The sequence below is a fragment of the Idiomarina ramblicola genome (assembly GCF_003987255.1).
Lineage (GTDB): Bacteria > Pseudomonadota > Gammaproteobacteria > Enterobacterales > Alteromonadaceae > Idiomarina > Idiomarina ramblicola.
In genome coordinates this window covers 146,351-168,403 of the sequence record NZ_PIQC01000008.1, presented here as the reverse complement: position 1 = coordinate 168,403, position 22,053 = coordinate 146,351, and the positions used below count along the sequence as shown (strand labels likewise).

General features: G+C 47.1%; 20 protein-coding genes and 2 tRNA genes. 16 read left to right on the top strand and 6 right to left on the bottom strand.

Annotated elements, in window-relative coordinates:
• Positions 1-291: a co-chaperone GroES gene (locus tag CWI78_RS11375; RefSeq protein ID WP_011235507.1), complete on the bottom strand. Its 291-nt coding sequence runs from the start codon at positions 289-291 to the stop codon at positions 1-3.
• Positions 292-455: 164 nt separating this feature from the next.
• Between CWI78_RS11375 and cutA the strand changes: the two genes are divergently transcribed.
• The 12 genes from cutA (at position 456) to CWI78_RS11315 (ending at position 12,904) form a co-directional block, all read left to right on the top strand.
• On the top strand, positions 456-776 hold the full coding sequence (gene cutA / locus CWI78_RS11370) for a divalent-cation tolerance protein CutA (RefSeq protein WP_126782927.1): 321 nt from the start codon (positions 456-458) through the stop codon (positions 774-776).
• Positions 773-2,482, top strand: a complete 1,710-nt coding sequence (locus CWI78_RS11365) for a protein-disulfide reductase DsbD (RefSeq protein WP_126782926.1) — start codon at positions 773-775, stop codon at positions 2,480-2,482. Before cutA ends, CWI78_RS11365 begins: the two co-directional genes overlap by 4 nt.
• Positions 2,483-2,626: 144 nt before the next feature.
• Positions 2,627-3,085, top strand: coding sequence for a type II 3-dehydroquinate dehydratase (aroQ, locus tag CWI78_RS11360; protein WP_126782925.1), 459 nt, complete (start codon positions 2,627-2,629; stop codon positions 3,083-3,085).
• A 14-nt stretch (positions 3,086-3,099) separates the two neighbouring features.
• Entirely contained in the window at positions 3,100-3,561 is a 462-nt protein-coding gene (accB, locus tag CWI78_RS11355) for an acetyl-CoA carboxylase biotin carboxyl carrier protein (RefSeq protein WP_126782924.1), read from the top strand.
• A gap of 20 nt (positions 3,562-3,581) precedes the next feature.
• Positions 3,582-4,931, top strand: coding sequence for an acetyl-CoA carboxylase biotin carboxylase subunit (gene accC, locus CWI78_RS11350; RefSeq protein WP_126782923.1), 1,350 nt, complete (start codon positions 3,582-3,584; stop codon positions 4,929-4,931).
• Between the two features lie 3 nt (positions 4,932-4,934).
• Entirely contained in the window at positions 4,935-5,816 is an 882-nt protein-coding gene (gene prmA, locus CWI78_RS11345) for a 50S ribosomal protein L11 methyltransferase (RefSeq protein ID WP_126782922.1), read from the top strand.
• A 123-nt stretch (positions 5,817-5,939) separates the two neighbouring features.
• Positions 5,940-6,911: a tRNA dihydrouridine synthase DusB gene (gene dusB / locus CWI78_RS11340; protein ID WP_126782921.1), complete on the top strand. Its 972-nt coding sequence runs from the start codon at positions 5,940-5,942 to the stop codon at positions 6,909-6,911.
• A 7-nt stretch (positions 6,912-6,918) separates the two neighbouring features.
• On the top strand, positions 6,919-7,212 hold the full coding sequence (gene fis / locus CWI78_RS11335) for a DNA-binding transcriptional regulator Fis (protein WP_126782920.1): 294 nt from the start codon (positions 6,919-6,921) through the stop codon (positions 7,210-7,212).
• A 76-nt stretch (positions 7,213-7,288) separates the two neighbouring features.
• Positions 7,289-8,845 (top strand): bifunctional phosphoribosylaminoimidazolecarboxamide formyltransferase/IMP cyclohydrolase, encoded by a 1,557-nt coding sequence (purH, locus tag CWI78_RS11330; RefSeq protein WP_126782919.1) that lies wholly within the window; start codon positions 7,289-7,291, stop codon positions 8,843-8,845.
• 86 nt (positions 8,846-8,931) lie between these two features.
• Positions 8,932-9,759, top strand: a complete 828-nt coding sequence (locus CWI78_RS11325; RefSeq protein ID WP_126782918.1) for a class I SAM-dependent methyltransferase — start codon at positions 8,932-8,934, stop codon at positions 9,757-9,759.
• Between the two features lie 18 nt (positions 9,760-9,777).
• Positions 9,778-11,061 carry a phosphoribosylamine--glycine ligase gene (gene purD, locus CWI78_RS11320; protein WP_126782917.1) on the top strand — a complete coding sequence of 428 codons (1,284 nt, stop codon included), beginning with the start codon at positions 9,778-9,780 and terminating at the stop codon, positions 11,059-11,061.
• Positions 11,062-11,131: 70 nt separating this feature from the next.
• Positions 11,132-12,904, top strand: a complete 1,773-nt coding sequence (locus tag CWI78_RS11315) for a bifunctional diguanylate cyclase/phosphodiesterase (protein ID WP_126782916.1) — start codon at positions 11,132-11,134, stop codon at positions 12,902-12,904.
• Here the strand turns inward: CWI78_RS11315 and CWI78_RS11310 are convergent.
• Positions 12,888-13,253, bottom strand: a complete 366-nt coding sequence (locus tag CWI78_RS11310; RefSeq protein WP_126782915.1) for a MaoP family protein — start codon at positions 13,251-13,253, stop codon at positions 12,888-12,890. The genes CWI78_RS11315 and CWI78_RS11310 overlap by 17 nt on opposite strands.
• A 208-nt stretch (positions 13,254-13,461) precedes the next feature.
• On the opposite strand from CWI78_RS11310, the gene CWI78_RS11305 reads away from it, so the two are divergent.
• Positions 13,462-14,460, top strand: coding sequence for a DUF4382 domain-containing protein (locus CWI78_RS11305; RefSeq protein ID WP_126782914.1), 999 nt, complete (start codon positions 13,462-13,464; stop codon positions 14,458-14,460).
• A 41-nt stretch (positions 14,461-14,501) separates the two neighbouring features.
• On the opposite strand, the gene CWI78_RS11300 is transcribed toward CWI78_RS11305, so the two are convergent.
• A complete protein-coding gene (locus CWI78_RS11300; RefSeq protein ID WP_126782913.1) occupies positions 14,502-15,725 on the bottom strand; it encodes an Nramp family divalent metal transporter in 1,224 nt (407 codons plus the stop codon).
• A gap of 2 nt (positions 15,726-15,727) precedes the next feature.
• On the bottom strand, positions 15,728-17,827 hold the full coding sequence (locus CWI78_RS11295) for a tetratricopeptide repeat-containing diguanylate cyclase (RefSeq protein ID WP_126782912.1): 2,100 nt from the start codon (positions 17,825-17,827) through the stop codon (positions 15,728-15,730).
• Between the two features lie 91 nt (positions 17,828-17,918).
• Between CWI78_RS11295 and CWI78_RS11290 the strand changes: the two genes are divergently transcribed.
• Genes CWI78_RS11290 through CWI78_RS11280 form a run of 3 tightly spaced genes read left to right on the top strand, consistent with a single transcriptional unit; the run spans position 17,919 to position 21,858 of the window.
• Entirely contained in the window at positions 17,919-19,760 is a 1,842-nt protein-coding gene (locus tag CWI78_RS11290) for a GNAT family N-acetyltransferase (protein WP_126782911.1), read from the top strand.
• 3 nt (positions 19,761-19,763) lie between these two features.
• Positions 19,764-20,681 (top strand): histone deacetylase family protein, encoded by a 918-nt coding sequence (locus CWI78_RS11285; protein WP_126782910.1) that lies wholly within the window; start codon positions 19,764-19,766, stop codon positions 20,679-20,681.
• 22 nt (positions 20,682-20,703) lie between these two features.
• Positions 20,704-21,858, top strand: a complete 1,155-nt coding sequence (locus tag CWI78_RS11280) for a dicarboxylate/amino acid:cation symporter (RefSeq protein ID WP_126782909.1) — start codon at positions 20,704-20,706, stop codon at positions 21,856-21,858.
• 3 nt (positions 21,859-21,861) lie between these two features.
• Here CWI78_RS11280 and CWI78_RS11275 read toward each other — a convergent pair.
• Both CWI78_RS11275 and CWI78_RS11270 read right to left on the bottom strand, forming a co-directional pair.
• A tRNA-Gly gene (locus CWI78_RS11275) sits at positions 21,862-21,937 on the bottom strand.
• Between the two features lie 39 nt (positions 21,938-21,976).
• Positions 21,977-22,052 (bottom strand) — tRNA-Gly (locus CWI78_RS11270).
• Position 22,053 lies beyond the last annotated feature (1 nt).

Genomic DNA, 22,053 nt, shown 5'->3' with positions numbered 1-22,053 from the left:
TTATTCTTCAACGGCCAGAATGTCGCTTTCGCTCATAATCAAGTACTCTTCACCGTCAATTTTCTCGGTTTTAACACCGTAGCCTTCATTGAACAGCACTTTGTCACCAGCTTTTACGTCTAGTGCGCGCACTTCACCGTTATCCAGAATACGGCCTTTGCCTACTGCTACGATTTCACCGCGCGTAGATTTTTCTGCCGCAGAACCAGTCAGAACAATGCCGCCAGCCGATTTCGCTTCGACTTCAGTTCGTTTGATAATGACTCGATCGTGTAAAGGACGAAGTTTCATTGTTGATAACTCCTCAACCTATTGTTGTTAGTGGTTAATCCCGCTAAGGGGTGTGTGAAAATGATCTTGCACATTAAATGGGGGAAGAATTTTTGTTATCAAGGGGGAAGCACAAAAAATTTTATGCTAATTTGCAAAACTCATCCGCGTTCTCAAGAGGTTTTATGGCAACTCCCATACAACTGACTTTATGCACCACAGACAGTTACGACTCGGCAAAACAGCTGGCTCATTCATTAGTAGAGAAAAAACTCGTCGCTTGCGTCAATATTGTGCCTAATATGACATCCGTTTATTCGTGGGAAGGACAAATACATGAAGACCCAGAGTGGCTCATGCTGATAAAATCAACTGCGGAACGCCTTGAAAACATTAAAAGCGCCATTAGCGCTATTCACCCTTATGACTCGCCGGAATTAATAAGCATCAATATTGAAGACGGTTTACCAGATTATCTGAAGTGGGTACAGGACTCGGTTAAATGATACAACGACTTATCACCTATCTCGCATTTTTTACCTTACTACTTGCAGTTACTACGCCTGTACAGGGTGCGCAATCTAACCCGTTTCAGAATAATAACGAGTTTTTGCCAGTTGATCAGGCGTTTGACTTCAGCAGCGAGATTAACGGCGACCAAGTGACTGTCAGTTGGGTCGTAGCCCCAGAGTACTATTTGTACCAACACCGTTTTCAAGTTGTACCGGCTAATGCAGCCACCGAGCCACCGGAACTGCCACAAGGCGAATCGCATACCGACGAGTTTTTCGGGGAATCCGTTGTTTATCGCGATTACGTTGAATGGTCATTTACTCTGAATCCGTCGTATTCCGGTGACACCATTACGATTCTGTATCAGGGTTGTGCCGACGCCGGGCTTTGTTACCCGCCAACAGAAAAGCAAATTCAACTCTCCACAAAAAGTGATAGCGCGGATGTGCCTATCGAACCGGTAACGACAGATAACAGCCTGTTTGGTATAGGCGAGCAGCATTTAGTTATTACTTTACTGCTCTTTTTTGCTCTGGGTATTGGTTTGGCCTTTACTCCCTGTGTGTTTCCGATGTACCCCATTTTATCCGGCGTTGTGCTCGGCAACCGAGAGCGCACCTGGAAAAACACGCTTTGGTTGTCCTTCATTTACGTACAGGGTATGGCCATTACCTACTCTTTATTAGGTCTGGTTGTCGCCTCGGCAGGGATGCAGTATCAAGCCTACTTTCAGCACCCGGCGCTACTCATTGTTCTTGCGGTTCTGTTTGCACTCTTTGCCCTTAGTATGCTGGGAGCCTATACATTGCAACTGCCAACGAGTTGGCAATCGAAATTGCAAAGCTTAAGTGGTCAGCAAAGTGGCGGAAATGTTGTTGGTGTTTTTATTATTGGAGCTATTTCAGGCTTAGTTGCATCACCCTGCACCACAGCACCACTCTCCGGCGCCTTACTTTTTATCGCACAATCGGGTGATATTGTTAATGGTGCAGCAATTCTTTATGCACTGAGCCTCGGTATGGGTGTTCCGTTAATACTGTTCGGGTTGAGCGGAGGAAAACTTCTGCCCAAAGCCGGTGCCTGGATGGTCGTGGTAAAACAGTTTTTCGGCTGGCTACTCTTAGCTGTCACCCTATTTTTAGTAGAGCGTCTACTCCCCACCAGCATCAGTATGTGGTTGTGGATTTTCTACTTCATTATCGCCGCCGTATCGCTGGCCGTGGCTATCAGTCAGTCTATCCGGACTACACCTAAAGTCATTGCCATCATTGTATTAGCCACTATGGCTACCGCAGGAAGCTATTGGCAGGTCAATAAAGCGCAGTTAGAACAACAAAGTCACGGGCTTTTTACTACAGTCAGTAAGGTTAGCGACATACAGCAACATGTAGCAGATGCCGAAGGTTGGGTCATGCTGGATCTCTACGCTGACTGGTGTGTTGCCTGCAAAGAATTTGAACAGTACACCTTCTCCGATTCCGGTGTTCAAACCCAGTTTCAGCAGTTTGAGTTAATTCAGGCTGATGTTACCCGCAATAACGCGCAAGATGTCGAAATTCTTAGTCGCTATAACGTGCTGGGTTTACCCACAATTTTGTTTTTTGATCCAAAAGGCAACGAACGCCCGGAATATCGAGTGACGGGTTTTATGGACGCTGAAGACTTTAAACAACATCTGGAAAAGATAGTTTCCGAGTAAACTTGTGTCTAAATGCGCTGATAAGACCAGTAAAGTGCTGCAATTTAGCTTTTTTTCCCTATAATACTCTTGTTATAGGAACCCAAACTGAAAGTTGTGGTCACTTTTTATAATTACCGTAACTTCACAGCAGATGGCGGCACAATGGCAGAACGTTTTAAAATATTAGTGCTTAATGGCCCTAACCTAAACTTATTGGGGCAGCGTGAGCCTGAACTTTATGGCAAACAAAGTCTGGATGACATCGCGGATTCACTGAGTGCTCTCGCTGAACAAAACAGCGTGGCACTTGATTTTCGTCAGTCAAACGCAGAACACCAGTTAATTGATTACATTCAGCAAGCCGCCAAAGATTCTATAGATTATATTGTGATTAATCCGGCAGCCTACGCACACACCAGTATCGCGTTAAGAGATGCGCTACTCGCCGTAAAAATCCCTTTTATTGAAGTACACCTTTCTAATATTTATCGTCGTGAAAACTTCCGCCATCACTCTTATTTAGCGGACGTTGCTGACGGCGTTATCTGCGGGCTTGGTGCCCGTGGCTATGAATACGCATTACAAGCAGCATTAACTATATTGAATAACACAGATAACTAAAGGTAGACGTTAGCATGGATATCCGAAAAATTAAGAAACTGATAGAACTTGTTGAAGAATCTGGCGTTGCCGAACTGGAAATTACCGAAGGTGAAGAATCAGTTCGAATTAACCGTTACAGCGCGCAACCTGCGCCCATGCAATATGCGCCACAACCTCAACAAGCACCTCAGCAAGCTCCACAGGCTGCGCCAGCAACTCAACCTGCAGCGTCTGCTGAACCAGCCAGCGAAGAAGTGACCGGTCATGTGGTTCGCTCTCCGATGGTAGGAACCTTCTACGAGTCGCCATCACCGGATGCAAAACCTTTTGTTACCGTTGGTTCTCGTGTCAATGCTGGCGAAACATTGTGCATTATTGAAGCCATGAAAATGATGAACCAGATTGAAGCTGACAAATCCGGTGTTGTTAAACAGATCTTAGTAGACAATGAAGAGCCGGTTGAATTTGATCAGCCTCTGTTTGTCATCGAATAAAGTAACCACAGGAATTTGTCATGTTAGATAAAGTGGTCATTGCCAACCGTGGCGAAATTGCACTGCGCATATTGCGAGCCTGTAAAGAGCTCGGCATTAAAACAGTCGCAGTTCATTCAACGGTTGATAGAAACCTGAAGCACGTTTTACTTGCTGACGAAGCCATTTGCATCGGTAAAGCGCCAGCGAACGAAAGTTACCTGAATATCCCACGCATTATAAGCGCGGCTGAAATTACCGATGCCGCAGCTATTCACCCGGGTTACGGCTTTCTGGCAGAAAACGCCGACTTTGCTGAACAAGTTGAACAATCCGGCTTCATTTTTGTTGGACCCACTCCGGACCTTATCCGTCTTATGGGCGATAAAGTGTCAGCCATTAAGGCAATGAAAAAAACCGGCGTTCCTTGCGTTCCGGGGTCAGATGGCCCTCTGGATGACGACGATGAGCGTAATAAGAAACTTGCCAAGCGCATTGGTTACCCAATTATTATTAAAGCAGCAGGCGGCGGCGGTGGTCGTGGCATGCGAGTTGTACGCGGGGAGAGCGAGTTGCTCAGCTCTATCAGTATGACTCAGAACGAGGCTCGCGCAGCCTTCGGTAACCCTGTTGTCTATATGGAAAAGTTCCTTGAAAACCCTCGTCATGTGGAAATTCAGGTTCTGGCCGATGGACAAGGCAATGCCATTCATTTAGGTGAACGCGACTGTTCAATGCAGCGTCGCCACCAGAAAGTTGTGGAAGAAGCGCCTGCGCCGGGAATTACTCCGGAAATGCGCAAATTTATTGGTGAGCGTTGTGCCAAAGCCTGTGTCGAACTAGGCTACCGCGGTGCCGGTACGTTTGAATTCTTGTACGAAAATGGCGAATTCTACTTCATAGAGATGAACACCCGTATTCAGGTTGAGCACCCGGTTACCGAGATGGTCACCGGTATTGATTTGATTAAAGAGCAACTGCGCATTGCTGCCGGTCGCCAGCTTTCGGTCAGTCAGGAAGATGTTGTCATTCGAGGCCATGCCATTGAATGTCGTATTAACGCCGAAGACCCTGAAACCTTTACCCCTTCTCCGGGTACCATTACTCGTTTCCATTCTCCGGGCGGTTTCGGTGTTCGTTGGGACTCGCACGTTTATGCGGATTACAAAGTACCACCCAACTACGACTCAATGATTGGTAAGTTGATTACTTACGGCGAAAACCGCGACATTGCTATTGCTCGTATGCGTAATGCCTTAAGCGAATTGATCATCGAAGAGATTAAAACCAATGTTCCTCTGCAGAAATCGATTATGGCAGATGAAAACTTCCAGCACGGTGGTACCAATATCCACTATCTTGAGAAGAAACTTGGTATAGGCGGGCATTAATTAATGCCCTGGATCCAACTGACTCTCTCTTGCAGTGAAGAGCATGCACCCCAAGTGGGTGACATGCTCATGGCTAACGGCGCTCAGGCGGTAACTTACCGTGACGGCGCCGATACGCCCATTTTTGAACCCCGCCCCGGCGACGTTATATTGTGGGAGCACACATTAGCCACCGGCTTGTTTGATGCCAACACCAATGTCAAAGCCATTATTGGTAACCTGGAAAAGTCTAAGATTTTCGACCACGACTTGCAGTACAAAGTCGACGCGCTGGAAGATAAAGACTGGGAACGCGAGTGGATGGATAACTTTCACCCCATTCGATTTGGCCAAAACTTGTGGATATGCCCCAGCTGGCGAGAGATTCCCGAGCCCGATGCAGTGAATATCTTACTGGACCCCGGCATGGCTTTTGGTACCGGAACCCACCCAACAACTGCCATGTGTCTGCGTTGGATAGATGCAAACCCTCCCAAAGGGAAAGCAGTTGTGGATTTCGGTTGTGGCTCAGGAATATTAGGCATTGCCTCGTTACTCTTTGATGCTAAACACGTCATTGGCATTGATATTGACCAACAAGCGTTGATTGCGACTAAAGACAATGCTGAACGTAACCACGTTGGCCATAACTTTAGCCTTTACCTTCCCAGTCAACAGCCAGAAACTCAGGTCGATTTGGTACTGGCTAATGTGCTCGCAGGCCCATTGCGTGAACTCGCTGATGTCATATTAGCCTTTGTTGCTCCCGGTGGACAATTGGTTTTATCCGGCATACTGGAACGGCAAATAGAAGGCGTTATTGAAGCTTACCAACCGCATATTCAATTCGATACCCCGACTATAGACGGCGACTGGGCAATGCTCAGCGGTCGGCGCACTGGCTAACAAGCGTTCGCTTGTCAATAGTAAAAAATGAAAAAAAGACTCAAATTGCGTAATAAATAGCCTTTTCTTTATTGCGCAAATTCCCTAAAATTCCTCACCCTTTCGCTGAGTAGTTTTTAACCGATGCGGATTGGTCCATATCAACTCGACAATCAGGTCATATTAGCTCCCATGGCTGGAGTTACTGATCAGCCGTTCCGTCAGCTGTGTTACAGCACGGGGGCTGGGCTGACAGTATCAGAGATGCTGTCCAGTAACCCGAAGGTATGGCAGACCGATAAATCCAGGCAACGCATGGATCATTCGGGAGAGCTGGGTATTCGTGCTGTGCAGATAGCAGGCTCGGAACCTGCTTTAATGGCCGAAGCAGCGCGCGTGAATGTCAGTATGGGCGCGCAAATTATTGATATTAATATGGGCTGCCCGGCGAAAAAGGTGAATAAAAAAATGGCTGGCTCGGCGCTTATGCAGCACCCCGAGTTGGTTAAAGAAATACTGACAGCTGTGGTTGCAGCTGTTGATGTTCCGGTGACACTTAAAACCAGAACCGGCTGGGATATTGAACATAAAAACGGTATTGATATAGCACAGCTCGCAGAGCGCTGTGGTATTCAGTCACTTGCCATTCATGGTCGTACGCGTGCTTGCATGTACAAAGGAAGCGCTGAATACGACACCATAAAGGCAATTAAGAACGCCGTTTCTATTCCAGTTATTGCTAATGGTGATATTCGTACCCCATTGCAGGCGAAGCAAGTTTTAGACTACACCGGAGCCGATGCCATTATGATAGGTCGCGGCGCGCAGGGTAACCCCTGGCTGTTTCGAGAAATCGCTCATTTTCTTGAAACAGGAGAGGAACTCGCCCCGCCGTCATTGAACGAAGTGGCTGAAACCGTTATTCATCACGTTGGTAAACTGCATGCGTTTTATGGCAGTTATCAGGGTGTCAGAATTGCCAGAAAACACGTTGGTTGGTACTTAAAAGAAAAGGCCAGCAATGATGAGTTCAGGCAAACATTTAATCGTCTTGAGGATGCCAGTAAGCAACTTAGGGCACTTGAAGATTATTTTGTCACTGTAGAGAAGAGATAAGCGTATTATGTTTGATCAAAACCCGAGTCGTGAGAACGTGTCTCCCCTGACCACTATAGGCAATAACGCGCAGCCGAAACCACTGCGTGATTCCGTGAAACAAGCGCTGCACAGTTTTTTGCGTCAGCTTGATGGGCAGGATCCTGAAGAGCTTTACGAATTGGTACTATCGGAAGTTGAAGCTCCACTACTTGAAGAAGTCATGACTTACACCCGGGGTAATCAGACCCGCGCCGCCACCATGTTGGGTATTAACCGCGGCACCTTACGCAAAAAGCTGAAAAAATACGGCATGAACTAAGAATTTTCGGGCGCCTTTTGGCGCCTTTTTTTTATTAATCTCTCCGTAAGTTAACTGAGTATAGAAAGGCAAAACAATGGAAACCCGTCCAATCCAACGCGCTTTAATCAGTGTTTCTGATAAAACTGGTATTGTTGAATTCGCTCAATCTCTGGCTAACAAAGGCATCGAAATTCTCTCTACAGGCGGCACCGCCAAGCTACTTCGCGATTCAGGCATAACCGTTATTGACGTTTCTGAGCATACAGGCCAAGAAGAGATTATGGGTGGACGAGTCAAAACACTGCACCCTAAGGTTCATGGCGGTATTTTAGGCCGCCGGGATGTAGACCAGACAGTCATGCAAGAACAGAATATTGCGCCTATCGATATGGTCGTGGTTAACCTGTACCCCTTTGCTGAAACTGTGGCCAAAGAAGGTTGTACATTAGAGGACGCTATTGAGAATATCGACATTGGCGGTCCGACGATGGTTCGTGCAGCCGCTAAAAACCACAAAGACGTAACCATTGTTGTCAATGCCAATGACTACCAACGCGTGCTTGCTGAACTAAAAGAACAGGGCGGAGTCAGTCACAGCACTCGTTTTGACTTAGCGGTAGCAGCATTCGAACACACCGCTCAGTACGACGGCATGATTGCAAATTACCTTGGTAAGCAGTTAAGTGAAAACGACTTTGCCCGCACTTTGAACCTGCAGGTGTCGAAAAAACAGGACTTACGCTACGGTGAAAACTCGCATCAGTCGGCGGCATTTTATACTGAGCGCAATGCACCAAAAGGTACGGTTTCCAGTGCCACTCAAATTCAGGGCAAGGCGTTGTCCTTTAACAATATTGCCGACACAGACGCGGCGCTTGAGTGTGTTAAGAGCTTTAACGAACCGGCCTGCGTCATCGTTAAGCATGCAAACCCTTGTGGCGTTGCTATCGGTGAATCGATAACAGACGCTTATAACCGCGCCTTTAAAACCGACCCAACCTCCGCATTTGGTGGCATTATTGCTTTTAACCGCGAACTGGATGAAGCAACGGCAACCGCTATTGTTGAACGTCAGTTTGTGGAAGTGATTATCGCCCCTAGTGTCAGTGAAAGCGCCAAAACAGCTGTTGCTGGCAAAAAGAACGTGCGCCTACTGGAATGCGGTGACTGGTCAGACACAGTTGAACAGCTGGATTATAAACGCGTCAACGGCGGCTTATTAGTGCAAGACACCGATAACCAGGACTTCATTCAGGACGACCTGAAAGTCGTCACCGAAAAACAGCCTACCGAAGCACAGATGACCGACTTATTGTTCTGCTGGAAAGTGGCTAAATTTGTTAAGTCGAATGCCATTGTTTATGCCAAAGACGGTATGACCATAGGTGTTGGTGCAGGCCAGATGAGCCGGGTTTACAGTGCCAAAATTGCGGGTATTAAGGCGGCAGACGAAAATCTTAGCGTACCGGGTTCTGTGATGGCGTCAGATGCTTTCTTCCCGTTCCGCGATGGTATTGATGCAGCAGCCGAAGCCGGGATCACTGCTATTATCCAGCCGGGTGGCTCAATTCGCGACGAGGAAATCATCGCAGCCGCCAATGAGCACGGAATCGCAATGGTCTTTACCGGCATGAGACATTTCCGTCACTAAGCGCATTTGCTAATAACTACAGCATTGCGTCAGTAACGTTTGGGGGCTAGTCTTATAGGCTAGTTCTCAACTCTACAGGTGATAGCATGAAAAAAATAATAACTTCTGTTTCCGCCATTGCACTAGCAAGCGCCCTTGGCGCCTGTTCGCCAGCCCCCGAAGCAGACTCGCTGCAAATGGCCGTTGACCATGAATCGCGTACAGATAAATATGTTGCCCGTGATGAATTCCGCAATCCTAAAGAAACTCTGGAGTTTTTTGAGTTAGAGCCAACAATGACGGTTGTAGAAATTTGGCCAGGTGGCGGTTGGTATACTGAAATATTAGCACCTTACCTCGCTGATGAAGGGCAGCTCTACGCTGCACACTTTCCGGAAGATTCCGGTAGTGATTATTACCAGCGTTCACTGGACAACTTCAAAGAAAAACTTACAACGAACCCGCTTTATGGCAACGTTATTTTAACCGAATTCGTGCCCGGACAAGATACTGACATAGCGCCAGCCCGAAGCGCTGATCGTGTACTGACTTTCCGTAACCTTCATAATTGGTACATGCAGGAGGGTGAAGAAGGGGTTATTGAAGCGTTTCGCCAGTTCTACCAAACACTAAAGCCGGATGGCATGCTGGGTATTGTCGACCACCGTTTACCTGAATCAGAAGATGCTGAAGCCTTTAAAGATTCTGGCTATGTAAAAGAAAGCTGGGTCATAGATTTAGCTGAACAGGCAGGTTTTGAATTTGTCGCCAGCAACGAAGTAAACGCAAACCCGAAAGATACAGCGGATCACCCAAAAGGCGTCTGGACTTTACCGCCAACTCTCACTCTGGGTGATGAAGATAAAGAAAAATATGAAGCTATTGGTGAAAGCGATCGTTTCACTTTGAAATTTCGCAAACCCGTTACAGACTAACAGGACAAAGCTAACCTTATGAAAGTATTGGTCGTTGGCGGCGGAGGCCGTGAACACGCTCTGGCGTGGAAAGCAGCGCAATCAAACCAAGTTGACTGCGTTTATGTTGCACCCGGTAATGCAGGTACAGAGCGTGAGCCAAACCTGACAAATGTTGCTATTGGTGCTGAGGACATTGAGAGTCTGCTCAACTTTGCTAAAAGCGAAGCTATTGAACTGACTATCGTGGGCCCCGAAGCACCACTCGTTGCCGGTATTGTTGATCGCTTTAACGAAGCCGGACTGGCTGCTTTTGGCCCTACAGCTAAAGCAGCGCAGTTAGAAGGCTCCAAAGCGTTCAGTAAAGACTTTCTGCAACGTCACAACATTCCCACCGCCGACTACCAAAATTTTACCGAGGTTGAACCTGCTAAAGCTTATGTCGCTAAAAAAGGTCTTCCTATTGTCATTAAGGCCGATGGGCTGGCCGCTGGAAAAGGCGTGATTATTGCCGAAACCCAGGACCAGGCTGACGCTGCCATTGATGATATGCTGGCCGGTAACCGTTTCGGCGATGCCGGACATCGAGTGGTTATTGAAGAGTTTTTACGCGGCGAGGAAGCCTCCTTTATCGTTATGGTTGACGGTGAACATGCCATACCTTTCGCATCAAGCCAGGACCATAAAGCCCGTGACAACGGCGATAAAGGGCCCAACACCGGCGGTATGGGTGCGTACTCTCCCGCACCAGTGGTATCGCCGAAGATTCATGACTGGGTAATGCGTCACGTGATCAAACCCACTGTCGACGGAATGGCTGCCGAAGGGGCACCTTATAAAGGTTTCTTGTATGCCGGCTTAATGATTGCTGAAGACGGCACTGCAAAGGTTCTGGAATATAACTGCCGCTTTGGCGACCCGGAAACGCAACCCATTATGATGCGTCTGAAGTCTGATCTCGTAGAACTTTGCCAACAAGCCATTGAGGGCAAACTCAATCAGGCACCCATCGACTTTGACGAACGGGCGGCGGTCGGCGTTGTAATGGCTGCAGGTGGGTACCCCGAAAGTTACAATAAAGGTGATGTGATTACCGGTCTACCTGAGCAAGAGCTTGATAGCCAAAAAGTCTTCCATGCTGGTACCAAAATGGATAATAGCAACGTGGTTACAAGCGGCGGCCGGGTTTTATGCTGTACCGCCTTAGGAAAGACCGTTACCGAAGCGCAAAAGCTAGCCTACCAACTGGTCGATAAAGTTAACTGGAATCAGGCCTATTATCGCACTGATATCGCCCACCGCGCGATAAAACGCGAAGGGTAAAACACGCTCTCTGTCATAACAGTGTCATAAAGCCTGACTAAGCTTTAACTCTGTTGTGACAGGAGGCTCTATGTCAGAGTGTGATTTAACCGAAACACTGCTAACACTTATTCGGGAAAAGCAGCTTTACCCACTATTCCAACCTGTCATAGACACCTCAAGAGGAATTATAATTGGCCACGAGGCCCTTATTCGTGGACCTGAAGGGCATCCTCTTGAGTATCCGGATCGCTTATTCTCGCTTGCCAGCGAAATGCAGGTATTATCAGAGCTGGAACTTGCTTGCCGTTCCGCCGCTATGCAGGCTTTTCAGCAACACTCTATGCACGGCAAGCTCTTTCTTAATGTAAACCCAAATGTTCTGCAGGACGATTCTCACCCTCATGGATCGACTTTACGACTCTCTCAGCAGTTTGGTATACCACCCGAGCAAATCGTTATTGAAATTTCGGAACGTTACCCTATTGAGGACACCGAAAACTTAAAACATGCCATTATCCACTACCAGAAGCTGGGCTTTATGATAGCCATCGATGACCTGGGAGCCGGCTATTCAGGTCTAAAACTTTGGTCCGAACTACACCCTGATTACGTGAAAATTGACCGATATTTTATTCACTCTATCGAAACATCATCGATAAAAAGGGAGTTTGTGCAGAGTATCTTATCACTGGCAACCAGTCTGCGGACAAAAGTCATCGTTGAGGGCATTGAGACGTCCGATGAACTTGAGCAACTCCAGACCATGGGAGTGAATTATTGTCAGGGATTCTTACTCGGACGACCCAGTCCTTGTCCCGTTCGGGAAGTCAGCCCCACACTGCTACCCCAAAATCATCATGTCTCAATCAATTATCAAAGCACCATTGCCAGTGTCGTCGATACGATTCACTGTGTATCTGCCCAAACCCGTTCTGCAGAAGTACTTGATACGTTTACGCAAGACAAAACCTTGTCGTCTTTACCTGTTATTAGTGGAAAGACAGTGGCTGGAATTATTCGACGGGAGAAGATCATGGAGTTCTTTTCAGGTTCATACGGTCACGCGTTGTATGCTAATAAACCCGTTTCCTACATCATGGATAGAAACCCGCTTTCCGTTGACTGGAAAACGTCATTGGAAGAAGTCAGTCAGCTCATCACAGATAATGACGAAGTTGATATCTACCAGCATATTATTGTTACACGCCAGGGAAACTACTATGGCGTCGCTTCGATTAAGAACTTACTACGTAAAATAACGGAATTAAAGGTCAATAATGCACGACACGCGAATCCCTTAACTCAATTGCCTGGTAACATCGCTATTAACCAAATTATTGAAGCTCAGCTTTTTGAATCGAAACGCTTTCACGTCGCTTATTTTGATCTGAACCATTTTAAACCCTACAACGATATCTATGGTTACGAACAAGGTGATCAAATTATCAAATGGCTCGCACTGATAATACAAAAACACTTATTCAAATATGGTCATTTCATTGGTCACATCGGAGGTGACGATTTCGTCGCCATTTTTAAAGACGAAAGCCAAACCAAACAACTGTGCGATAAAATCATCAGGGACTTCGAACAAGAGGTCACTCGCTTTTATCATCAGGAACATATTGATATGGGCGGAATAAAAGCGCTGTCCCGAAATCAGGAGCCCGTGTTTTATCCAATACTGAGTCTGGCAATTGGGGTTGTTCAGCCTGATCCTTCAGAGTGTTTATCACACCACGATGTCGCCCTATTAGCCAGCGAATCAAAAAAAGAAGCTAAGCAGTTTGACGGTAGCCACTGTCACATGTGCCACCGCCAAAAACCCCGTCGTTTAAGACAAATCAGTCTTCAACAATAAGGTCGTCTTCGGTGTCAGCAGCCGAGCCAAATGAATCATCGGCAAACTTACCCCGTCCGTACATACTGGCCACTTTAGGTCGATGTATACGCGCCTGATACTTAGCCCAGGCTTTTTCTACAGTAGTTACCGGGGCCTGCTCACCTCTGGACGCCGCCAAGAGTTCAATGTCTTCTTTTAAAACAGGTTTAAACTCACCAGCCAGCATCGCTGTAATCAGGCAGCCATAATGAGTCAACGCATCGCTTTCACGAATTGAGAAATCGCCGGAGCGCGAAAAGCCATAAGGGTAGTTGCGGAAATCGTTAAACGGTCTCTTTAACAATAATTCACGGGTTATCTTGGTCATGGGTAAGCCCTTCCTGCAGACTAAAACCGAACAAAAAGTCTGTCGCTCTATACGACAATGACGATATAGAGCTATCTCAAAGTTTTGTCAATGAAAATCTTTGTAAAATGCCTTTTAACAACCCATTACAGCATCTATAAATTAGCCACGTACAATACAGCATGTCATCTTGCTTCAAATTACTTCAGAACCAAAAAGGAAGGGCGCTATGAATAAGTTTCTATTAACGACGCTGGCTACTGCGACATTAGGGCTAGTCGCATGTGGAGGCTCTGACAGTGGTGACAATAACAATGATATCGCTCAGTTTTCTCTGGGTATTAGTGACGCTCCGGTTGATAACGCAGAATCGGTTGTTGCCTGCTTTAATGCCGTTGAGCTTACGGGTAATGGCGACGAACCACGTACCTTTACAGTTGGTGACGATATCGAAGCTCCTGAAGAAAATGATCTTTGTACTGATGCCGATGGACAGCCTATTGCTAACACCATAGGTATCGATTTATTGGAGTTTACCGGTAATGACTCCATGGTCTTTCTTGAAAATGCTGAAATTGAAGCTGGGCAGTATGGACAGTTGCGGCTGGTAATGGCCGAAGGCTCCTACATCATGACGGACACGAATGGTGATGGCGAAGCGGAAAGAATCGACGTACAAGTACCGTCAAACGAGCTTAAACTGGATGGTTTTACTGCCGATGCCGGTGGCAATCTAAACTTTACTGTCGAGTTCGACTTACGACACTCTATGACGAATCCAGTGGGCCAGGATCATTACATCCTTAAGCCTCGTGGTGTTCGCCTGGTCGATAACTCTGACGTTGGCCATTTGAAAGGAACCGTGGCTGAAGGCGCATTACTTTTTAACCAAGCTTGTACTGTGGCACCAGACAAAACAGAGGAACCAGTGGCTTATGTTTACCTGTATGAAGGCAGCGATTTAGACGAAGCGACCTTGGCTGATAACGGCGGTTCGGAAGAAAACGAACCTTATGCCAGCACAGCGGTTTACTTTGATGGGGTAGACACCTACGACTTCTCACTGGGATTCATTGCTGCAGGAGACTACACAGCAGCGCTTACCTGTAATGGCGACGATGATCCTGAAGCCGATGATGAGGTTGACTTCTTCTTAAGCGAAAACGTTACTATTGAAGCATCCAGCGAACCGCAGGAATTAGAGTTTATTGGTGCCGCAAGCGAGTAACGATATTTTAAAAGTTTGGCTACAGGGACGTAGCCTTCCTCTTACCAAAAACCAAAGGCGGATCCCAAGCTTCTACCACTGAGCACAACAGAAATTAAAAAGATGATTGCAGCAAGAATATTTTGCAACAAGGAGTTGCGATACTTTCCTAACATCGAACTCTGACATAGCCACCAGAGAAAGCCGACAATCACTGGTAACAGAATGCCATTAGCCACTTGAGCAAACCAGATAACCGTTACTGGTTTTATGCCAACGCTGGAAATAATCACGCCTATCACCAGAATCGACAACCAGACACTTCTGAAGGCTTTACTCCGTAAGTTAACCGACCAGCCCATAATGCCACATAACGCATAAGCGCTTGCTAAAGGCGCCGTTGTCGCCGACGAAATACCTGCAGCGAACAGCCCTATTGCCATTAAGTACGTTGCTCCGTCTCCAAATAAGGGCCGCAGAGACTCAGCGAGGTCCCCGGCACTTTCAATGTTCACTTGTTGACCAAAAAATGCCGATGCAGCTGTCGCCACAATAGCCATAGAAATGAGGCCACCAAACGGTATTGATAGGAACAAATCACGACGAGCTGCAGGAAGCTCATCCGGCGACTGCCATTTCTTAGAAACGCTAGAGGCATGCAGGAAAATATTATAAGGAACCACGGTGGTGCCAATTAAGGCGACAACCGTTAATGTCGCTCCGGTGGGTAGTGAAAACCCGAAAGTCCCTTTAAATACAGCACTCCAGTCTGGATTGGTGAGTAAGAAAGTCCCGATAAAGGCAATGCTCATTAGCAAAACCATTCCGATGAGCGCTTTTTCTATCACTCGTGCATTACCTGTCCAGAGTATCAGTAGCGCAATGACACCAATGATAAGTGCCCAGGCATTACTCAGCCAGCCGTCAAGTATTGGTACCGGGCCAACAAGTTCACTGGCGCCTAAGCTTGCACCAGATAAGTTTCCCCCCTGGTAGACACTATTTCCAATCGCAATAGCACTAAAAATAAGCAGCAGCGCCAGCCACCTAAGCCATCCAGAAGTTAAATTATTTCGGATATTCTCGCCAAGGCCTGCCTGAGTTACCAGACCAATACGGGCGGACATTTCCTGGAGAATGACGCAGGCAACAATAGAAAATAGCAAAGCCCACAGCAAGGCGTAGCCGAAATTTGCCCCGGCCAGCGACGCAGTAACTACCGTGCCCGGCCCAATAAAAGCAGCAGCAACCAAGGCCCCCGGACCAAATTGCGATAACTTAAGCACGCCTAACTCGACTTATTAGCAAGTTGAGGACCTTCAATAGTCACCATCGAAATCCATTCCTTATTTAAAGCAGCCGATAGATCCGACTCCAGTACAGTGCGCGCTTGTTCGTACTCAACATGTAAGCCGGTGACACCACAAGCACGATTGCGACCATGCGCTTTTCCGGTATAGAGCGCCATGTCAGCAACCTGGAGAACCTTTTCCCAGTCCATTTCCTGCTCGGAGATATCCGCAAAGGGTAATTGAATAAAGCCGATAGTCGTTGTAACAAAAATCTTTTTCCCTTCGTAAATCACCGGCTCTTTCGCAATTTCTCTTAAGATCCGTTCACTCATTTCTTCAAGATCAGAGCTATCAACATTACGAACTAAAAACAAAAACTCTTCGCCACCCCAACGGATCAGTTTGTCGCTTACGCGGCACTCCTTTTGTAAGCGCCGACTGATCTCCCTTAATACTTCGTCGCCTCCGGCGTGTCCGTATTTATCATTAATGCGCTTGAAGAAATCGATATCCAGCAAAATTAATCCATCGGAATGAGTCGATGCTTCGCGCCGTTCACCGTGCTGTTGACGCTCTTCCATTTCTTCCTGCAATGCCCGGCGATTGAATAATCCAGTCAGTGGATCTTTGCGCGACTGATCGGCAAGCAAGTTATTGGCCTCTTTTAATCTCAAATTCGCTCGTCGCGCTTTTCTATAAAGCAACAGAATGAATATCGCCGCAAATATCGCGACAATTCCGAGCAACAACCAAATTAAGTTTCTTTGTTCATTAATTTCCAACAACTGCTGTTTGAGTTCATTCTGACGCTCCAGTAACTCAATTTGCTGTTCTTTATCTTTGCTCTCATAAAGATGCTGTAAATTGGCTAAATTCTGCTGCTGGTCGTTTTGATAGAGCTCATCCATCAACTCCATTTGCTGTTTTAACGTTTCAGCCTGTTTTTTATACTGCCCGGCAAATTCATACGCTAACGCTAACTCACCCAACATGCCTTCCACTTCAATTTTTATGTCTTCATCGCGGTAAAACTGAACCGCCTCGCGCATTTCTTCCAGGCCAGCTTCTGTATTGCCTTGCCGTACATCAATAAAACCTAAGTTAAAGTGGACAGTCTGAGCCATCCATTTATCCTCAACCGCTTCGGCAAGACCCAATGCCTCCCGCAAGTGACTACGAGCGTTCTCCCACTCTTCTTCATACATATAGTGGTCGCCAAAGTTATTCAGAATAACTGGAAGCAAATATTCACGTTCGTCTTTGACGGCGGTTTGATATGCATCCCTTAAGGAATCCAGTGACGCCTCTCTATCTCCCAGGCCAGCTTCAACATAAGATTTATGCAAATAGAAGTCCGGCAAGTCATAGGTGAGGCCGTCTTCTTTCGCGTTTTCTATTGCGTTGCTAATGGTTTTTAACGAACCTTCCCAGTTTTTTAGCTCCGACTGGATGATCGCTATTGAGTAGTCTAAATACTGTTTACGAACCGGCGTTCTCTCATTGTTCGTTTCGTTTACTGCTTCCTGTGCTAGCAACAAATGCCGTAACGCATCATCGTACCGGTTCCAGTCAGCGTAAATTCGGGAAATAAGATTATGTGCGTAATAACGAACCCGGGGGTTACGGGCATTAGCAAGGGGAATTTCAACATCGTTAATCAATAAAAACGCTTCGCCTTGTTTCCCCTCAGCTTGCAGCAACTCAACCTGAGTCGCACGAGCTTCCGTTATGACATCAGCAAGCTCACTCTTTTCAGTCATAGTTAGCAGCTTATCGAGCTTTTCGAAAGCCAGTTCGGTATCACCTTCATAGTAATACCAGAACACTTCGTAACTTTTGGCTCGTATCCGGGTTGCTAAAGGCGTCTGCTGCGACAACGAATCTAATACGTCGAATAAAATGGCGTTAGAATCGATGTCCTCTTCACCCAGAGAACTCAGGTAGTCATCTAACTGTTCTTCCATTGCCATATCAACAGCAACACCGTTAATGTTGTCAGTCGCAGCCTGTGCTGCTGTTACCCCTAAGCCGAGTAACAGCGCCAATACCAATGCGGTTAAATGATCACTGACCCACTTATTGTTTTTATATGACATGGGAATGAGTCCATTCGATGATTAATTAACCACCGAGTTTATCTCAATTGGAATGATTGCACAAAGCGAAACACTGAGGTAAAACAAGCCTATGGCGACAACAAAGTTAGATTGGTCAAAGATACTAAAATCCGGGCAAAGAATTTTTATCGGCTCCCACGCAGCGGTGCCAACGGCTCTTATCGATGACTTAATAGAAAACGCAAAAAATCTGCACGATATTGAAATTGTGCAGTTGATGACGTTGTCTGACAACAAGTGGGCAAGCCCGCAGTATCAGCAACTATTTAAGGTAAACACCTTTTTCATCGGTGGCGATACGGTCCGTACTGCAGTTAATGAGGGACGCGCAGATTACACCCCCAGCTTTATCTCCGATATTCCTAATCTTTTTAACAACGGTATTCTGCCCTTGGACGCCGCTTTAATCATGGTCGGCCCGGCCGATAAATACGGTTATCATTCCATGGGCGTTTCAGTCGATGTGGTTGCCGCAGCCGCTAAGTCGGCCAATACGGTTATTGCCCAGGTGAACCCCAATATGCCGGTCACTTATGGTCAATCTTTTTTACATACGAATCAGATTCATCATGTCTGGGAGCATGCCGCGCCATTACCGGAGTTACCTCCGCCGAGCCTGGAAAACAGTAAAATTATAGAGCGGATTGGTCAGTATATTGCCTTATTAGTAGAGAATGGCTCCACACTTCAAATTGGTGTCGGCACCATTTGCGCGGCCGCGCTGCGTTACTTAAGCAACCATAAGGATCTCGGCATTCATAGCGAGCTGATTACTGATGATGTCATGCACTTGATGCTGAAAGGGGTTATCAACAACCGTAAAAAGACTTTCCATCCGAACAAAATCGTTACCAGTTTTTGTATGGGTTCAAAAGCTTTGTATGACTTTGTCGATCATAATCCTCATGTGGGCTTTTATCCGAGCGAATACGTTAACTCGCCAGCCAATGTCGCCCGCAACGATAAGCTCGTTGCCATTAACAGCGCCATTGAAGTCGATTTGACCGGCCAAGTTGTATCTGACTCCATTGGACATCAGTTCTACAGCGGCATTGGTGGACAAGTCGATTTCAGCCGGGGGGCATCCTTAAGTAAAGGCGGCAAACCGGTTATTGCTCTGCCATCTACAACAGAAGACGGCAAAGTGTCGCGTATTGTTCCTTATATTCGCGAAGGCGCGGGGGTGGTTACCACGCGCGGACACGTACATTACGTGGTTACAGAGTTTGGTGTGGCTTCGCTGCGAGGGAAAAGTATCCGGGAAAGAGCCCTTGAGCTCATTCGGGTTGCTCACCCCAAATTTCGTAGCCAGTTATTACAGGAAGTTCGTAAACACTACTGGGTTCCTCACTATCAGCAACAAACGCCTGTCGATGTGCCGGAACTTGGCGATATAGGCTTTAAAAAACTCACAATCAATAATGAGTCTTTTGATTTAAGGCCGCTTTACCCTTCAGACGAGAGGCGACTGCAGGAGTTTTTCTATTCTCATACCAAAGAAACTCTGCAACTGCGCTATAACGCGGTACCCACCACCATGACCAGGGAAAAGTCGTGTAACCTGGTCAGTATTGATCAGTCCAGAGATTTAGCACTGTGCATTGTTCGTCAAAAAGGCTCTGCGGTTCAAATTCAAGCCGTGGGGCGTTATTACTTCATTGAGTCACAAAATAGCTGCGAAGTCGCTTTTGTCACCCGCGAAAAATATCAGGGTCGTGGCATGGCGGGTATGCTTTTAGATGAGATGATCCGCATTGCTAAAGAACGGGGTTTAGACAGTATGCAAGCTTATGTTCTGGCCGCCAATAAACCGATGTTAAGCGTGTTTGAGCGCGGCGGATTTAAGCGACTGCCAAGCGAAGAACCCGGCGAAGTACTGCTCAAGCTTGAGCTTATAGAAGGTGCTGAGTAACTTATGTCTATCGTTGTTTTTAGTCACCCCGATTGCCTCAGCCACATTCCCGATGAGCAACACCCGGAATGTCCGGCTCGTATCACCGCCATTAACGATCAACTGATTCGCTCAGGAATGGACTTTGTGCTTGTCAGAAAGGACGCCACTGAGGCGCCACTTAAAGCTCTCTACAAAGCCCATTCAAAGGCTCACGTCGATTTCGTTTTCGGGCAAATTCCGGAACACGGTTATGAATGGATTGATCCGGACACCTTAGTCACGCCGGGCAGTAAGGCTGCAGCACTGAAAGCCGCAGGCGCCGCTATCAATGCCGTTGACGATGTGATGACCACATTCAACAAACAAGCATTTTGTGCGGTTCGCCCGCCCGGACACCACGCCACTCGTGACAAGGCTATGGGCTTTTGCCTATTTAATAATGTTGCTATTGCGGCATACCATGCGCTAGAAGAACATGGCCTTGAGCGAGTGGCTATTGTCGACTTTGACGTTCACCACGGCAACGGAACCGAAGACATTGTTCAGGGTGACGAGCGCATTTTGTTGTGTTCTTCCTTTCAGCAGGCGTTTTACCCTTTTACCGGCGAAGGCACCAGTGCCGGTAATGTCCATAATGTCCCGCTGCCAGCTGGCTGCAAAGGGCCACAGTGGCAACAAGCGGTGAGCAAGCAGTGGTTTGGTGTGCTCAATAACTTTGCACCGCAATTGATACTGATTTCCGCAGGGTTTGACGGCCACGCCGAAGACGACATGTCACAGTTCCTGCTAAAAGAAGAAGACTACCACTGGATAAGCCACAAACTGAAAGAAATAGCCGACGAACATTGTGACGGGCGTATCGTATCTTGCCTGGAAGGCGGCTATAATCTCAGCGCGCTCGGCCGAAGTGTGGTCGCACACCTAAAAGGTATTCTCTAAAAATTATAAGTGGTGAGTCATTATGGGATTAGTTTTAAAGCTTATTGCCGGCATTGCTGCCGGTATTCTTATTGGTCTTTTTACTCCGCATTGGGTTAGCCAGATACTACTCACCTTCAAAAGCCTTTTCGGTGAACTGTTGTTTTTCACTATTCCATTATTAATTTTGTTTTTCATTACCAGCGGTATTGCCAGCCTGCCCAATAATTCAGGCAAAATGCTGGGTAAAACATTAGGGATAGCGTATTTATCGACAGTCTGTGCCGGTATTGTCGCCTTCTTTGCGGCAAGCCTTGTTGTTCCCTGGCTAACCACCGAAGGTCAGACTGCGGCCACCGATGTGAAAACCGTATTAGAGCCGTTTATTACCCTGGATGTGCCACCCGTATTAAGCGTGATGTCGGCGTTAGTGCTGGCGTTTATCTTTGGTTTAGGTATTGCAAACACCGGCTCCCAACAGCTAAAAACCTTGTCTGATCAAGGCCGGAACATTATTGAGCTGCTGCTGGTGAAAGTCATCATTCCTTTATTGCCGTTTTACATTGCCGGCGTTTTTGCCGAGATGGCGGTCGCCGGAACTGTCTTCAGTACGCTAAAAACTTTTGGTGTTATTCTGCTTTTAGCGGTTGCCCTGCACTGGGTTTACATTACGTCTATGTTCATTATTGCCGGTTTAAAAAGTGGTCGTTCGCCGCTAATGCTTGTTCGCAATATGCTCCCAGCCTACTTTACTGCGCTGGGTACTATGTCGAGTGCTGCCACTATCCCGGTGACCCTGCAAAGCGTTCGCAACAACAAAGTCGACAACGATGTCGCTAACTTTACGGTCCCTTTGTGTGCCACTGTGCACCTGGCAGGCTCAACCATTACCATTGTCAGCTGCACGGTTGCTGTGATGGTACTCCATAGCTCTCTTGCTATTCCGGGCTTCTTTACCATCCTGCCGTTTATTCTAATGCTTGGCGTTGTTATGTTGGCAGCTCCCGGTGTACCTGGTGGCGCAGTCATGTCGGCCGTTGGTTTGCTGGGCTCAATGTTGGGCTTTGGCGAAACCGCAGTCGCCTTAATGATTGCGCTTTATATGGCACAAGATAGCTTCGGAACCGCGTGTAATATCACCGGTGATGGCGCAATAGCCATATTGGTGGACAATTCGGATAAATCTGGGGATTCATAAAATTGGAGCGGGAAACGAGATTCGAACTCGCGACCCCAACCTTGGCAAGGTTGTGCTCTACCAGCTGAGCTATTCCCGCGTATTGATACTTTTACAGTACTTCTGGAAAGACTGACGTTGGAGCGGGAAACGAGATTCGAACTCGCGACCCCAACCTTGGCAAGGTTGTGCTCTACCAGCTGAGCTATTCCCGCT